The organism is Streptomyces sp. NPDC094143 (assembly GCF_040303825.1).
GTDB lineage: Bacteria > Actinomycetota > Actinomycetes > Streptomycetales > Streptomycetaceae > Streptomyces.
In genome coordinates this window covers 101,057-114,336 of the sequence record NZ_JBEOTZ010000021.1, presented here as the reverse complement: position 1 = coordinate 114,336, position 13,280 = coordinate 101,057, and the positions used below count along the sequence as shown (strand labels likewise).

Sequence of the window (13,280 nt, the reverse complement as noted above, 5' to 3'; positions counted from 1 at the left end):
GATCCGCTTCCACCGTCGCACCCGGGGCAGCGGCGCGCGGTCAGCCGGGGCAGGCCTCGAGCGCACCGGGCACCGGCCGCTCCGGTCAGCCGGTCATGCGTCTCCTCCACTGCGGCCCGACCCGGGCCCACTCCGCGTCCCACCGCTCCAGCCGCAGCCGGTCTAGGCGCCGGCGCGCCAGCCGCCCGCAGCCCCAGACGGCCGCTGCGGCGCCGGCTCCGGCGAGGACGCCGGTGCCCACCGCCTGGAACAGTGACTCCGTCGGGGTGAGGGGCGGCTCGACCAGCGCGCCGGCGCGGTCCGTCCACACCGTCACCCGCGTTCCCGCCGCGGCGGCGGGCTCGGCCTCGGCCCGTCCGATGCGCGGGGAACCGTCCGGTGCCGTCCAGCGCACCATGGCCCACACCGTGTCGCCGGCCGAGCCGTCCGACGTCACCTGCGGGGTCCTCGGCGCCCGCTCGGTGAGCACGGCGGGCACGGCACGCGCCTGCGCGCGCTCCGCGGCCAGGGTGTCGCCCACGGCCCCGGCGGCCACCGGGGCGGCGATCGCCCCGCACAGCACCGCGAGGGCCCAGCTGACCAGCACGATCCAGGCCTCGACGCGGTCGCTGCGCCGACGGAGCGGATTGCTCCGCCATCGCCACAACCGCACCCGGGCCGCGTTCCTCCGTGGCGTCTGCGTCATCGCGCCTCCCCCTCACGGGAGTGCTTCCAGTCTGCGCCGCCCGGACCGGACGGCGCCTCCCGTGCGGCCCGGACGCGGCGGGACACTGCCCGTCGCCCGGGACTCGGCCGCCGCGATCGGCGTCCGCCGCGTCGTTCAGACCGTGATCCGGCGCCCCGTGACGGCGACGGGCTCGATGCGCAGCCACACATCGCGCGGGCCGCCCGCCCAGGGCGTGGTGTGGGCCTGCTCGTCGAGCCGGGCCGCCTCGTCCGGGTCGGTCACGGCCCGCGCGGGGCCGCGCACCAGCACGCTCCAGCCCTCGCTGAACGCCTCGTCGATGCGGTCCACCTCGAAGGCGACCTGGTGGCCCTCGGCCTCGGCGGGCGTGGTGCCGGGCTGGGTGCGGAAGACGATCGCGCCGTCGGCGACCTGGTAGTTGACCGGCACGACGAGCGGCCCGGTGTCCGCCGGTACGGCGAGACGTCCTACTCCGTGCGTGGCGAGCAGGGCGCGGCACTCCGCCTCGGTCAGCTCCGTGAACCGGGGGGTCCGGGCGGCGCGGCCGAGGCCGGGCGGCAGCTCGGTGTCGCCGCCGGTCAGGTGCCACACCGTGGTCCTCAGTGCTCCGGCCAGCCGGAGCAGGGTGCCCGCGCCCGGGTCGGCGGTCGGCCGTTCCTCCAGGTACTGGAGGTAGGCCGGTGCCATGCCCGCGCGAGTGGCCGTCTCCTGACGGGACAGGCCGAGTTCCGTGCGCCGCTGGGTGATCCGCCGTCCGAGATCGCCTCGGGCGCGGCCTCCCACCGGATGGGACGAGGCCCCTTCGGTCATGGCACGTCACCTCTTCCTCGTCGGGCCGCCCGATCGGGGACGACGTCCTCGTGCCGCTCCTCGGCCAGCACCGCCCTGGGCACACCGGTGCGGGAGGCCCGGGCGAGGACGCCGTGCGCCGGCCGGGCCGTGGCGGACCGACCCGGGACCGTGGGGACGTAGCCCTGCATGCGTGCCCACCTTCCTGGCGCGGGCGGTCTGTCCGGTTCCGCCGCAGTTCCAGCTTCGCGCGGATCGGCGGAACGCGCTCGGGCCGGACGGCCCTGTCCCGGCCGACGGGCCGTGCCGGGGCCACGAGCCGCGCGGAGGCGACGGCCGGGGCTGCCGGTCCTCGTGGTCCCGGCCGGGGTGCCCGCGACCGCGCCTGCCTCTAGGCCGGGGCCGTGCCCGTGCCCGTGCGCAGGAGGTCGTCGACGCCGCGCAGGAAGGTCTCGGAGATCAGCGCGGGATCGAAGAGGCAGCCCGCCGCCATGGCACCGTCCCGGAGCATGACGAAGTGGCGGCCCGCCGCGTCGGGGGGCGTGCAGCCGGCCTGCGCCAGCAGGTCCGTGGCGGTCTCCAGGAACCACTGCCGGTGGGCCAGCACGGCCTGGTGGACCGGGTGCGCGGGATCGGGGTACTCGGCCGCCGCGTTCAGGAAGGCGCACCCCCGGAACCCCGGGGTGCGGATGCCGTCGGTGATGAACCGGCCGACGGCGCGGACCGTGTCGGCCGCCGGAAGTCCCTGCGCCCTGATGGCCGCCACCTGCCCCTGGATGCCCTCGTCGGCCTGGCGGAGGTAGGCGAGGATCAGCTCCTCCTTGCCCTTGAAGTGCCGGTATAGGGTGGCGCGGGTGACCTGGGCCTCGGCGATGATCCGGTCCACGCCGACGGAGTGGATCCCCTCGGCGTAGAAGATCCGGGTCGCCGTGCCGAGCAGCCGCGACCGCGCCTCGGACGTGCTCCCGCCTTCTGTGCGCGCGCTCATGGACATCACCGTACCAGCCGATGAGGGAGAACGTTCGGTCTTGACAGGCGGATCCGGGGCGCCTTTGATGAAACGCAAGACCGAACGTTCTCCCTCATTCGAGAAAGGGGCCCTCTATGCGCGGCTCCGTCGTCACCCCCGTCGCCCTCCCCACCACGAACTCGTCCGCGGCACTGCGCCGTCTGTACCTCCTGCGGTTCGCCTTCGCCGCCGTCTGGGCCGCCCTGCTGTTCGGCTCCGCGCGCTCCCTGGGTCCGCTCAGCACCACGCTGCTGGTGATCTACCCGTTGTTCGACGTGGCCTGCGCGGTCGTCGACCTGAGGTCCGCCAGGCCGGGCGGCGGACCGGTGCGCGGGCTCCAGGCGAACATCGTGCTCAGCTCCGTCACCGCCGCGGCTCTGATCGCCGCCTGCTTCTCCGGCGTCCCGGCCGTCCTGCGCGTCTGGGGCGCCTGGGCGATCACCGCCGGGCTCGTCCAGCTGATCGTCGGTGTTCTGCGGCGCGGCGTGGGCGGACAGTGGCCGATGATCGCCAGCGGTGCCATCTCCACGCTCGCCGGTGGTTCCTTCATCGCGCAGGCCGCCCAGGAGGACGCCTCCCTCGCCGCCCTGGCCGGTTACGCCTTCCTCGGCGGGGTGTTCTTCCTCGCCTCCGCACTCCGCCTGCTGCGCCTGGAACGAGCCGACGCTGCCGCGGGCCGCTCGGTCTGACCGCATGATCTGCCCCGGTCTGATCGCATGGCCCGCCCCGGTCTGCTGATCGCATGGCCCGCCCCGGTCTGCTCGCATGACCTGTCTCCCTGGCCCGGCCGGGGCCTCGCCACCGGTCGTTCCGGGGCGGCCGGTAAAGTGGACGCGCTGCCGCCGCACCGGAACCCGAGCCGAGCAGGGCCCGAGCCGGACGGCAGTACGGCGGTGGGGCCCGCCGTACCCAACCGTGGTCGTGATCGTGACGGCCGCCAACGGTCCCTGCCTGACCCTTCCGCGTACCCGCACGCGGTCCGAGCCGATCAGGTAGGAGTCTGAACGCCGTGCACCCCGACCGCCCCCACGACAGTGCCCCGGCCGCCGGCCGGCGGGCCCGGCCCGTCGACCCCGACACGGCCGTCGGCCCGTGGCCCCCGCGCAAGGCCCCCGGTCCCGGGCGGCGTCAGGCCGAGATCCTCGCCGCCGTCATGGCCGGCGGCGTCCTCGGCGCCTGCGCCCGCTACGGCGCCACCCTGCTGTGGCCCACCGTCCCGGGTGCCTTCCCGTGGACCACGCTCTGGATCAACGTCACCGGCAGCGCCGCCATGGGCGTGCTCATGGTGGTGATCAGCGAGCGCACCACCGCCCACCCCCTCGTGCGCCCCTTCCTCGGCACGGGCGTCCTCGGCGGCTACACCACGTTCTCCACCTACGCCGTCGACGCCCGTGGCCTCTTCGTCGACCACCGGGCCGGAACCGCCCTGCTCTACCTCGCCGCCACGCTCGCGGCCGCGCTGTTCGCCGTGTGGGCCGGGGCCCGGCTCACACGGCTGCTCGCCCTGCCGCGGACCGCGAGGACGGAGGGCGAGGCGTGAACTGGCTGATGGTCGTCGTGGGGGCCGCGGTCGGCGCGCCCCTGCGCTATCTCGTCGACCGCGCCGTCCAGGCCCGGCACGGCGGCGACTTCCCCTGGGGGACCGTCACGGTGAACCTCGCCGCCTGCACGGTGCTCGGCTTCCTCACCGGCGCCGCCACGGCCACGGCCGTGCCGTCCGCTCTCCAGCACCTGGTCGGGCCGGGGCTGTGCGCGACGCTGAGCACCTATTCCACGTTCTCCTTCGAGACCGTCCGCCTGGCCGAGACGGGCGCGAAGCCGTCCGCCGCGGTCAACGTCGTCCTCAGCGTCGTCGCCGGACTCGCCGCGGCCTTCCTCGGGGGCGTGGCCGGACAGGCCCTGCCGGGGTAGCCGCTCCCGCCCGACCACACCCGCGTCAGACCCGGGCGAGCGACGCCGCGCGGCTCGCGGCGCGGGCTCGGATGGCGGCCGGAGGCCGGGTCGCGGCGGGCAGGACGGAGTTCGCGCGGGCCGCGATGCGGGGGGCGTCGCGGCCGGTGGTGCTGCCCGCATCAGGAGGCGGTGGTGGGCAGCACCACCTCGAAGCGGCAGCCGCCGGGGATGTTGCGCACGGTGGCCCGGCCCTGGTGCGCCTCCACGATCCCCCGCACGATGGCGAGCCCGAGGCCCGCGCCCGCCGGGGGCGTGCGGGCGTGGGTGCCGCGCCAGCCGGTGTCGAAGACGCGCGGCAGGTCCTCCTCGGGGATGCCGCCGCAGCCGTCCGTCACCGACACCACGACGCCGTCGGCGGACCGCTCGGCGGCGATCGCGACCGTGCCGTCGGCCGGCGTCCGGCGGATGGCGTTGACCAGCAGGTTGCCCAGGACGCGGCTCATCTCCTTGCCGTCCACCTCCACCGGCACCGGCTCGATCCGGTCCCCCACCAGGCGCACCCCGTGCTCCCGGGCGAGCGGATCGGCTCCCGCCAGCGCGTCGCCGACCAGGTCGTACAGCGACATCCGGGTGGGCGTGAGGGGCAGCGTGCCGGCGTGGATGCGGGAGAGTTCGAAGAGGTCGCCGACCATGTCGTTGAGGCGTTCGACCTCGGTGCGTATCTGCCGCAGATAGCGGTCGGGGTCGGCGGCGACGCCGTCCTCCAGGGCCTCCGCCATGGCGCGCAGCCCGGCCAGCGGGGTGCGCAGGTCGTGCGAGATCCAGGCGACGAGTTCGCGCCGGGAGGTCTCCAGGGCCCGCTCCCGCTCCCGGGACTTGGCCAGGCGGGCGCTGGTGGCGGCCAGTTCGCGGCTCAGGGACTCCAGTTCGGCGGTCGTCGGCCCGTCGGGTGCGGTGAAGTCCCCGCCGTCGCCGAAGGAGCGCGCGGCCACGGCGAGGGCGCGGCTGCGGGCGACGACCCAGCGGCCCAGCAGCAGGGCGGTGGCCAGCGAGACGACGGCCGCCATGGCGACCACGGTCGTGACGACGGTCAGGTCGTGCGGGGAGAGGAACATCGCCCAGGCGACGGCGAGCGTGCCGGCGAGCATCGCGACGACCCCGACCGCCGCGACCACGGCGAGCGAGGCGGTCAGCGAGCGGCGCCGGATCAGGCGCAGCAGGACCGCTCCGGCCAGCCCGGTGACGGCGGCGCCGGCGAAGGCGTACAGGGCGATCAGCAGGGTGTCGTTCACGCCCCGTCCTCCGCGCCGGACGGGTCGAAGCGGTAGCCGACGCCCCACACGGTCTGGATCAGCCGGGGCCGGGCCGGGTCGTCCTCGACCTTGCCGCGCAGCCGCCGGACGTGGACCGTGACGGTCGACAGGTCACCGAAGTCCCAGCCCCACACCTCGCGCATCAGGTCCTCGCGGCCCAGCGCCCGCCCCGGATGCCGCAGGAAGAAGGACAGCAGGTCGAACTCCCTCAAAGTCAGGGCCAGTTCGCCACCGTTCTTGGTGGCGCGGCGGGCCGCCGGGTCGACGGTCAGACCGCCCGCCGCAAGCCGCCGCGCCGGGGCGGCGGGCCTGCTGCGGCGCAGCACGGACTCCACGCGCAGGACCAGTTCGCGCGGACTGAAGGGCTTGGTGACATAGTCGTCGGCGCCGACCTCCAGGCCCAGGATGCGGTCGTCCTCGTCGCCGCGTGCGGTAAGCATGATGACCGGCACGGGCCCCTGCCCGCGGATCCGCCGGCACACCTCCAGGCCGTCCATGCCCGGCAGCATGAGGTCGAGCACGACCAGGTCGGGCCGGTGCGCTGCGGCGCGAGCGAGGGCGGTCGGGCCGTCGTCGGCGCGGTCTACGGCGTAGCCGGCGCGGTCCAGGTATCCGGCGACGACCTCGGCGACGGTCGGATCGTCGTCCACGACGAGGATCCGCGAGGACCCCTCGCCCGCCCGTGCGGGCTCGTACGGCTGTTGCATGCCTCCAGCCTGGCACCGCGCCGCCACCGGCGGGGCGCCGGATGGGGCCCGGGCCTTCGACGTCCGGGTTTCGTAAGGAGCGGTCGTCCGTTATGCCACAGTTCCACCGACGGCTCGGCGGGGGTCGCCCGCGTGCCCGGGGCGACGGCCGTGGCCGGGCCCCGCCGCGGCTTCGGCGCCGCCTGCCGCGCGGGGCCGACCGCCGCCACCGCCTGGGTGGTGTGCTTCCGCGGCTGCGACGCCTCGCTCGACCCGGCGCCCCTCGTCCCCTGCGCGCGTGAAGTGCGCGAGGCCCGGGCCGATCCGGCGCTCGGGCGGCGACGGCCGCGGGGCCGGGGCGCGTGGACCGCGCCCGCGCCGGGCTTCCCGCCCTCGCGCGGTTACCGCACCGCCGCACCGGGCTGCGTCTGCACGATCTCGGTCCGTTGCGCGCCGCCCGGGCGCGCGCCGCTGCCCGGCCTCGGTCGCACCGACCGGCGCAGCGGCTGTCCGCTGCAAACGGCCGTCCGCGCCGTCTGCGCCCGGCCGGGCCGGCGGCGCGGCGGTGCGCCCCACCGTCCTGGTGTCCGCCGCCCCGCTGGCGGCGGGGACCTGTCCGGCATGAGCAAGGCGGAGACGGACCGCATCCGGCCGCCCTTCGCGTGGTGGCTGCTCCCGGCCTGCGCGCCCCTGCCCCGCCCCCGTGCCCGGCTCGCCGGGCAGGCCCTGCTCGCGCCGCTCCGCAACCATCTGCTGCGCACCGGATGGTGAGTGCACGCCGGTGGTCGAGGGAGCGGCCCGCTCACCGCTCCGGCCGCGGGGTGAGCCGCTTCTCGAACCAGTGGTGGGCGTAGGGCTCGTCGTTGAAGGCGGGTACCTCGGTGTACCCGCTGTCGCGGTAGAGGCGCGTGGCCGCTGTCAGGGCCTTGTTGGTGTCGAGCCGTACCCGCTCGCTGCCGTGCCGGGCGGCGCGCTCCTCCAGTTCGGCCAGCAGGCGGCGGGCGAGGCCGAGGCCCCTGGTGTCGGGGCGGACCCAGACCCGTTTGATCTCGGCGGGGGCTCCGGCCGGCAGCTTCAGCCCGGCGCAGCCCACCGGCTCGCCGTGCAGCCGGGCGACGAGGAACAGACCGCGTGGCGCCCGCAGTTCGCCCGGGTCGGGCAGCAGGCTCCTGGCGGGGTCGAAGCCGTCGTCGAAGAGCTGGGCGAGCTCGGCGGCGTAGGCGCGCAGACAGTGCGCGGCGTCCGGGTGACCGGGGTCGAGGACCTCCAGGGAGACGACCGCGGCGGTCAGCAACCGCTCGACCGTGACCATGGCGGAGGCCAGCCGGTCCCGCTGCCGGGCGTCGAGCGGGGCGAGCAGTGAGGCGGCGAGTGCGTCGCTGCGCGCGTCGAGGAGGGCGCGCTCCGCGCGTCCGGCCTCGGTCAGCCGCACGGTGCGCACCTGCCGGTCGCGCGGGTGCGGCTCGACGGCGACGAGGCCGTCGCGTTCGAGGGCCCGCAGCAGCCGGCTCACGTAGCCGGAGTCGAGTCCGAGCCGGTCGCGGACGCTGCGGACGTCGTGGGTGCCTCCGTCGCCGATCTGCCAGAGCAGCCGGGCCTGCCCGTAGGGGCGCGCGGCGCCCAGGTAGTGGTCGTGCAGCACGCCGACCCGCTCCGCGACCGTGCGGTTGAAGCGCCGTACCTGCTCCACTTGCTCCGCCGTCATCGTCTGACCTTAGTCAGACAAGGACGGTCGCGGCAACGCGGTGCCGGGGGACGCCTCCGGGCATGCGTGCAAGGATGAGACGGAGGCACACCTGCTCTCACCAGGAGGTACCCGTGAAGATGCTGATCAACGTCCCGGAGACCGTGGTCGCGGACGCGCTGCGCGGTATGGCGGCGGCCCATCCGGACCTGATCGTGGACGTGGAGAACCGGGTCATCGTGCGGCGGGACGCTCCTGTCGCCGGGAAAGTGGGGCTGGTCTCGGGCGGAGGCTCGGGGCACGAGCCGCTGCACGGCGGATTCGTCGGTCCCGGCATGCTGTCGGCGGCCTGTCCGGGTGAGGTGTTCACGTCCCCCGTGCCCGACCAGATGCTGCGCGCGGCGGCCGCCGTGGACAGCGGGGCCGGGGTGCTGTTCGTCGTGAAGAACTACACCGGTGACGTCCTCAACTTCGACATGGCCGCCGAGCTGGCCGAGGACGAGGGCATCCGGGTGGCGAAGGTCCTGGTCAACGACGACGTGGCGGTGACCGACAGTCTCTACACGGCGGGCCGGCGCGGCACCGGGGCGACGCTCTTCGTGGAGAAGATCGCGGGCGCCGCCGCCGACGAGGGCATGCCGCTGGAGCGGGTGGAGGCCATCGCCCGGCAGGTCAACGAGAACTCCCGCAGCTTCGGTGTCGCACTGAGCGCCTGCAGCACCCCGGCCAAGGGCAGCCCCACCTTCGATCTGCCGCCCGGCGAGCTGGAGTTGGGCATCGGCATCCACGGCGAGCCCGGCCGGGAGCGGCGGGCGATGATGACCTCGGGCGAGATCGCCGAGGCCGCCGTCGAGGCCGTGGTGGAGGATCTCCGGCCGCGCAACCCGGTGCTGGTCCTCGTCAACGGCATGGGCGCGACGCCCCTTTTGGAGCTGTACGGGTTCAACGCCGAGGTGCACCGGGTGCTCGCGGAGCGCGGCGTGGCCGTGGCCCGTGTCCTGGTGGGCAACTACGTCACCTCCCTCGACATGGCGGGCGCCTCGCTCACCCTGTGCCAGGCCGACGAGGAACTGCTGCGACTGTGGGACGCCCCTGTGAGGACACCGGCCCTGCGCTGGGGCGTGTGAGAGACAGGGGGTAGAGGATCACCACGTACCTACCAGGCAAGGAGATCCAGTGCTCGACGCCGATTTCTTCCGCCGTTGGATGACGGCGACCGCCGCGTTGGTCGACCGCGAGGCGGAACGGCTCACCGCCCTCGACTCCCCCATCGGGGACGCCGACCACGGCAGCAATCTCCAGCGCGGGTTCCGCGCGGTGAAGGCCGCCCTGGACAAGGAGCCCCCCGGCACGCCCGGCGGGGTCCTGACGCTGGCCGGACGCCAACTGATCTCGACGGTCGGCGGTGCCTCGGGGCCGCTCTACGGCACGCTGTTGCGCCGGGCGGGCAAGGCGCTCGGGGACGAGTCCGAGGTCAGCGCGGAGCAGCTGACCGAGGCGCTGCGGACCGGGGTGGACGCGGTGATGACGCTCGGCGGTGCCGCGCCGGGCGACAAGACCATGATCGACGCGCTGGTGCCCGCGGTGGACGCGCTCGGCGAGTCGTTCGCGGCAGCCCGCGCCGCCGCGGAGGAGGGTGCCGTCGCGACGACGCCCTTGCAGGCGCGCAAGGGACGGGCGAGCTACGTGGGTGAGCGCAGCATCGGGCACCAGGACCCCGGCGCCACGTCCTCGGCGTTGCTGATCGCCGCCCTCGCGGAGGCCGCCGGTGAGTGACGAGCGGCTGGTGGGAATCGTGCTGGTGTCGCACAGCGCGGAGGTGGCCTCTTCGGTCGCCGAGCTGGCGAAGGGGCTCGCGGGCGGCAGCACGGCGGTGCCGGTCGCCCCGGCGGGCGGCACCGAGGGCGGCGGGCTCGGCACCAGCGCGGAGCTGATCGCCGCGGCGGCCGCGGCCGTGGACCGGGGAGCCGGTGTCGCCGTCCTGACGGACCTGGGCAGCGCGGTGCTGACCGTGAAGGCGCTGCTCGCGGAGGGCGACGAACTGCCCGAGGGGACACGGCTGGTGGACGCCCCGTTCGTGGAGGGAGCCGTGGCCGCGGTCGTGACGGCCTCCACGGGGGCCGATCTGGCGGCGGTGGAGGCGGCCGCCGCCGAGGCGTACGCGTACCGGAAGGTGTGAGGTCCGCACACGGCCCGGGCCGGGCCCGCCGGTTACCGGCGGGCCCGGTCGCCACGCCCTGCCGGCCGCGCCCGCCTTCGTCTCCGTCCACGGCGCTGCTGCCCCTGGCCCGGCGCCGGGCGATGTCGGCGCCGCAGGCGTTCTCGCGGCGGGTCGGCGGCATCGGTCACTGCTCGCTCGCCGACAGGCCGCGTCGGCGTCGCCGGCATCGCGACGGCCCGACGTGGCAGCACGGCGGCCCCTCAGCGGGCGCCCACGAACCGCTTCGCCGCACGCTCCCCCGCCGCCACGGCGGCCGCGTGGTCCTCGATGGGGGACACACGGGTGTTCTTGAAGACGATGTAGGTGACGCCCGAGGCCACACCGCCGCCGTGCGGGTCCGGGCGGATGCCGAGGGCCTCGGCGGCGGCGTAGGACGCCTCTCCGATGATGTGCTGCGGGCCGGTGTCGCCGACCACCGCGTACTGCACCCGGTCCCGGTGGATGACGGCCACGACCGACCCTCCGCGGACGCCGTGGTCCCGGTAGTCCCAGATGCGGCTCGGGGCCGGCACGACGATGAAGGGCAGGCGCTCGGCGCTCAGGGGCCGGCCGTCGGACTGCGCGAAGGCGGTGCCGGGGGCGAAGTAGGGGTCGGTGCCGCGGTTGCAGCGCGGGCCCGGACGGCCGTCGCAGTCGATGTCCATGTCCGCCTTCCAGTACACGGCGTCGCCGGTGCCGCAGACCGGGATGGTGGCGGGGGCTCCGTAGTCGCTGCGGTAGCGGCCGCGCGAGACGGGGGCGCAGTCGCGCACCTTGGCCAGCAGGCCGGTGGCGGTCACCGTGGCCTCGCGCGTCGCCACGGGCGGATCGCCGTGCGGGGGCTGGGTGGTGGGGGCTGTCGCAGGGGCGAGCAGGGCGGCGCTGGCCGCGGCCAGTGAGAGCGACTGGACACGCACGATACGGGAGCCTCTCCTCGGGGACCTGACGGGCACGCAGCCCAATCTGGCCCCCGGGGTGATCGGCGGGCCACCGCTGGTGGGCCGGACGGTGCACGTGCCCAAGGGATGAAAGGGGCCGGGGGCCTGAGTCCGTGTGAGACCCGGGCCTCCCGGCCACCTGCGCCAACGCGGCATCTGCGACGACAGCGGTCCGCGCGACAAGCCCGAACTCCCCGGCGTCCGCCGGGTGTTCGGCCGTGAGGAACATCAGCATACGAAACTCCGCCGAGCGGTCGCGCACGACGTCGGGACACCGAACCCTCGACTCCACCCTCTTGATGTGATCGCGTCAGTCGCGTCATATTGGTCCGGACCATTCCCGAGCCCCACCCCGGGAGGCAGTCCCGTGCGACGAATTGCCCTGCTCCGCCGGTGCGCCGTGCTCTGCGCGACGGCCGCCCTGGTCGCCTCCTGCGGCTGGGCCGGAACAGGCGAGGACGACGCAGGCTCCCCACCCGGCGCGCCGACCGGCGTCACCGCGGCCGCGGGCAGCGCCACGAGCGTGCACGTCATGTGGAACGCGACCGAGCGGGCCGACCGCTACGAGGTGTATCGCGGCACCACGAAGGTCAAGGAGGTGCCTGGCTCACAGCACATGGTGGACGTCACCAGGCTGCGGCCGTCCACGCGGTATGTCTTCACCGTGCGGGCGCGGGACGCCGACGGGCGGCTCGGGCCGCCCAGCCGGGAGGTCCGGGCGAGGACACCGGCGGCCGCCGCGGACGACCGCTCGGCGCCGGCCCGCCCCGCGGCACCCCGCGGGCGCCCGGCCGGGAGCCGGGCCGTCCAGCTGTCCTGGTCCGCCTCGACGGACGACCGGGATGTGGTGTCGTACGACATCCACCAGGGGGGCACGAAGATCCACAGCGTGGGCGGGAGCCAGACGGCCACCGTCGTCACGGGGCTGCGGCCCGGCACGGCCTACGTGTTCACCGTCCGGGCCCGGGACGCGGCCGGCAACGTCTCCCCCGCCAGTGCCGCCGTCCGCCTCGCCACACCGGGCAGCGACGACGGCCGCGCCACGGCGCCCACCGGCTTCCGGGCGACGAGCCGCCGCGCGGACGGGGCCTACCACCTCGACCTCAGCTGGGTGCCGCCCCGGGTGGACGGTGTGGTCACCGAGTACCAGATCGAGCTGGACGGCCGGGCGGCCACGTCCCTCGTGTTCGGCGGCAACCCGCCGCGCGGCCGGGCGACGTACAGCTTCTACGTGGGGCGGGACAGCGGGGTCACCCACCGCGTCCGCATCCGGGCGATGCTGCCGGACGGCACCTGGGGAGGCTTCTCGGCGGAGCGGACGGTGACGACGGGCGCGCGGCGCTGACCCACGCCCGACGGCAGCGGCCGGGGCGGCACGACGTCACCTGCACGGCGGCGTCCGGCGTGCGGCCCGGACCCGGGGCGCATTGGCTGACCCTGAGGCAGCACGGGCGTTCCCGACCCTTGGCGGCGCTAGGGATGTACCGCCAACCGTGCCGCCGGAGGGCAGTCCACATGCGCAACTCATCGATAGTCTCCCGATCCGGCCTGACCGTGGCCGCCGCCGCGCTGCCCCTCGCCCTGGCGGCGGTGCCCGCGACCGCGGGCCCGGGCATCTCCGTCAGCACCACGGGTTCCACGGTGTCGGTCACGACCAGTTCGTGCACCCAGATCAACGGCAGCTGGGGCACCGCCTCGCTGCTCACCAGCAGTCAGGGCAGTTTCGCCCAGGGGCGGCAGGTGACCCTGTCGGGCACGTCGACCAGCCAGTCCGCCGCCTGGTCGAACGTCACCGCGGGCACGTACACCGTCATCGTCATCTGCTCGGACGGCACCACCGCGGGCACCCAGTCCGTCGTGGTCTCCCCCGCCCCCACCCCCACGCGGACCGCGTCCCCCTCGGCCTCACCGTCCCGCGGCGTCATGGGCGGGGTCGGCGGATCGTCGACGGACTACGGGACCGTCACGCTGGTGGCGGGCGGCACGCTGGTCGGGGCCGGCCTCCTCGCGACGGCCTGGTACCTGCGCCGGCGCACCAAGCCGTACCGGCTCTGACCCGGTACGGATGGCGGCCCGCCCGGTC

16 protein-coding genes and 1 pseudogene are annotated in these 13,280 nt (G+C 75.3%); 9 read left to right on the top strand and 8 right to left on the bottom strand.

The window, feature by feature from the left end; translation table 11 throughout:
- Positions 1-85: 85 nt before the first annotated feature.
- The 4 genes from ABTZ58_RS25260 to ABTZ58_RS25245 form a co-directional block, all read right to left on the bottom strand.
- Positions 86-685 (bottom strand): Rv1733c family protein, encoded by a 600-nt coding sequence (locus tag ABTZ58_RS25260; protein WP_351360874.1) that lies wholly within the window; start codon positions 683-685, stop codon positions 86-88.
- 135 nt (positions 686-820) lie between these two features.
- A complete protein-coding gene (locus ABTZ58_RS25255) occupies positions 821-1,495 on the bottom strand; it encodes a helix-turn-helix domain-containing protein (protein WP_351360871.1) in 675 nt (224 codons plus the stop codon).
- Complete coding sequence (locus ABTZ58_RS25250) at positions 1,492-1,665, bottom strand: hypothetical protein (protein WP_351360868.1); 174 nt, start codon at positions 1,663-1,665, stop codon at positions 1,492-1,494. The genes ABTZ58_RS25255 and ABTZ58_RS25250 overlap by 4 nt, the downstream gene beginning before the upstream one ends.
- A gap of 200 nt (positions 1,666-1,865) precedes the next feature.
- Positions 1,866-2,462 (bottom strand): TetR/AcrR family transcriptional regulator, encoded by a 597-nt coding sequence (locus ABTZ58_RS25245; RefSeq protein ID WP_351360865.1) that lies wholly within the window; start codon positions 2,460-2,462, stop codon positions 1,866-1,868.
- 116 nt (positions 2,463-2,578) lie between these two features.
- Between ABTZ58_RS25245 and ABTZ58_RS25240 the strand changes: the two genes are divergently transcribed.
- The 3 genes from ABTZ58_RS25240 to crcB all read left to right on the top strand — a co-directional run bounded on the left by ABTZ58_RS25240 (position 2,579) and on the right by crcB (position 4,394).
- Positions 2,579-3,172, top strand: a complete 594-nt coding sequence (locus ABTZ58_RS25240) for a hypothetical protein (RefSeq protein ID WP_351360862.1) — start codon at positions 2,579-2,581, stop codon at positions 3,170-3,172.
- A 320-nt stretch (positions 3,173-3,492) separates the two neighbouring features.
- Positions 3,493-4,023 (top strand): fluoride efflux transporter FluC, encoded by a 531-nt coding sequence (locus ABTZ58_RS25235; RefSeq protein WP_351360859.1) that lies wholly within the window; start codon positions 3,493-3,495, stop codon positions 4,021-4,023.
- A complete protein-coding gene (gene crcB, locus ABTZ58_RS25230) occupies positions 4,020-4,394 on the top strand; it encodes a fluoride efflux transporter CrcB (protein WP_351360856.1) in 375 nt (124 codons plus the stop codon). Before ABTZ58_RS25235 ends, crcB begins: the two co-directional genes overlap by 4 nt.
- 161 nt (positions 4,395-4,555) lie before the next feature.
- Here crcB and ABTZ58_RS25225 read toward each other — a convergent pair whose 3' ends face one another.
- Both ABTZ58_RS25225 and ABTZ58_RS25220 read right to left on the bottom strand, forming a co-directional pair.
- Positions 4,556-5,668, bottom strand: a complete 1,113-nt coding sequence (locus tag ABTZ58_RS25225) for a sensor histidine kinase (protein WP_351360853.1) — start codon at positions 5,666-5,668, stop codon at positions 4,556-4,558.
- Entirely contained in the window at positions 5,665-6,396 is a 732-nt protein-coding gene (locus ABTZ58_RS25220) for a response regulator transcription factor (RefSeq protein ID WP_351360850.1), read from the bottom strand. The genes ABTZ58_RS25225 and ABTZ58_RS25220 overlap by 4 nt, the downstream gene beginning before the upstream one ends.
- A gap of 96 nt (positions 6,397-6,492) precedes the next feature.
- On the opposite strand from ABTZ58_RS25220, the pseudogene ABTZ58_RS25215 reads away from it, so the two are divergent.
- Positions 6,493-6,918, top strand: a pseudogene (locus tag ABTZ58_RS25215) (glycosyltransferase); the annotation flags it as partial.
- Positions 6,919-7,177: 259 nt separating this feature from the next.
- On the opposite strand, the gene ABTZ58_RS25210 reads toward ABTZ58_RS25215, so the two are convergent.
- Complete coding sequence (locus ABTZ58_RS25210; protein ID WP_351360847.1) at positions 7,178-8,080, bottom strand: bifunctional helix-turn-helix transcriptional regulator/GNAT family N-acetyltransferase; 903 nt, start codon at positions 8,078-8,080, stop codon at positions 7,178-7,180.
- A 113-nt stretch (positions 8,081-8,193) separates the two neighbouring features.
- On the opposite strand from ABTZ58_RS25210, the gene dhaK reads away from it, so the two are divergent.
- From dhaK to ABTZ58_RS25195, 3 genes are read left to right on the top strand one after another with little or no spacing between them, the layout of a single operon-like run.
- On the top strand, positions 8,194-9,186 hold the full coding sequence (gene dhaK / locus ABTZ58_RS25205; RefSeq protein ID WP_351360844.1) for a dihydroxyacetone kinase subunit DhaK: 993 nt from the start codon (positions 8,194-8,196) through the stop codon (positions 9,184-9,186).
- 49 nt (positions 9,187-9,235) lie between these two features.
- Positions 9,236-9,835: a dihydroxyacetone kinase subunit DhaL gene (dhaL, locus tag ABTZ58_RS25200; RefSeq protein ID WP_351360841.1), complete on the top strand. Its 600-nt coding sequence runs from the start codon at positions 9,236-9,238 to the stop codon at positions 9,833-9,835.
- The gene (locus ABTZ58_RS25195; protein ID WP_351360838.1) at positions 9,828-10,238 is read left to right on the top strand and encodes a PTS-dependent dihydroxyacetone kinase phosphotransferase subunit DhaM; all 411 of its coding nucleotides are present in this window, start codon (positions 9,828-9,830) and stop codon (positions 10,236-10,238) included. The genes dhaL and ABTZ58_RS25195 overlap by 8 nt, the downstream gene beginning before the upstream one ends.
- 242 nt (positions 10,239-10,480) lie before the next feature.
- Here the strand turns inward: ABTZ58_RS25195 and ABTZ58_RS25190 are convergent, their stop codons facing one another.
- Positions 10,481-11,176, bottom strand: coding sequence for a glycoside hydrolase family 75 protein (locus ABTZ58_RS25190; protein ID WP_351360835.1), 696 nt, complete (start codon positions 11,174-11,176; stop codon positions 10,481-10,483).
- Between the two features lie 388 nt (positions 11,177-11,564).
- On the opposite strand from ABTZ58_RS25190, the gene ABTZ58_RS25185 reads away from it, so the two are divergent.
- Both ABTZ58_RS25185 and ABTZ58_RS25180 read left to right on the top strand, forming a co-directional pair.
- Complete coding sequence (locus tag ABTZ58_RS25185) at positions 11,565-12,542, top strand: fibronectin type III domain-containing protein (protein ID WP_351360832.1); 978 nt, start codon at positions 11,565-11,567, stop codon at positions 12,540-12,542.
- Between the two features lie 170 nt (positions 12,543-12,712).
- Positions 12,713-13,252, top strand: a complete 540-nt coding sequence (locus tag ABTZ58_RS25180) for a hypothetical protein (RefSeq protein WP_351360829.1) — start codon at positions 12,713-12,715, stop codon at positions 13,250-13,252.
- Positions 13,253-13,280: the final 28 nt, after the last annotated feature.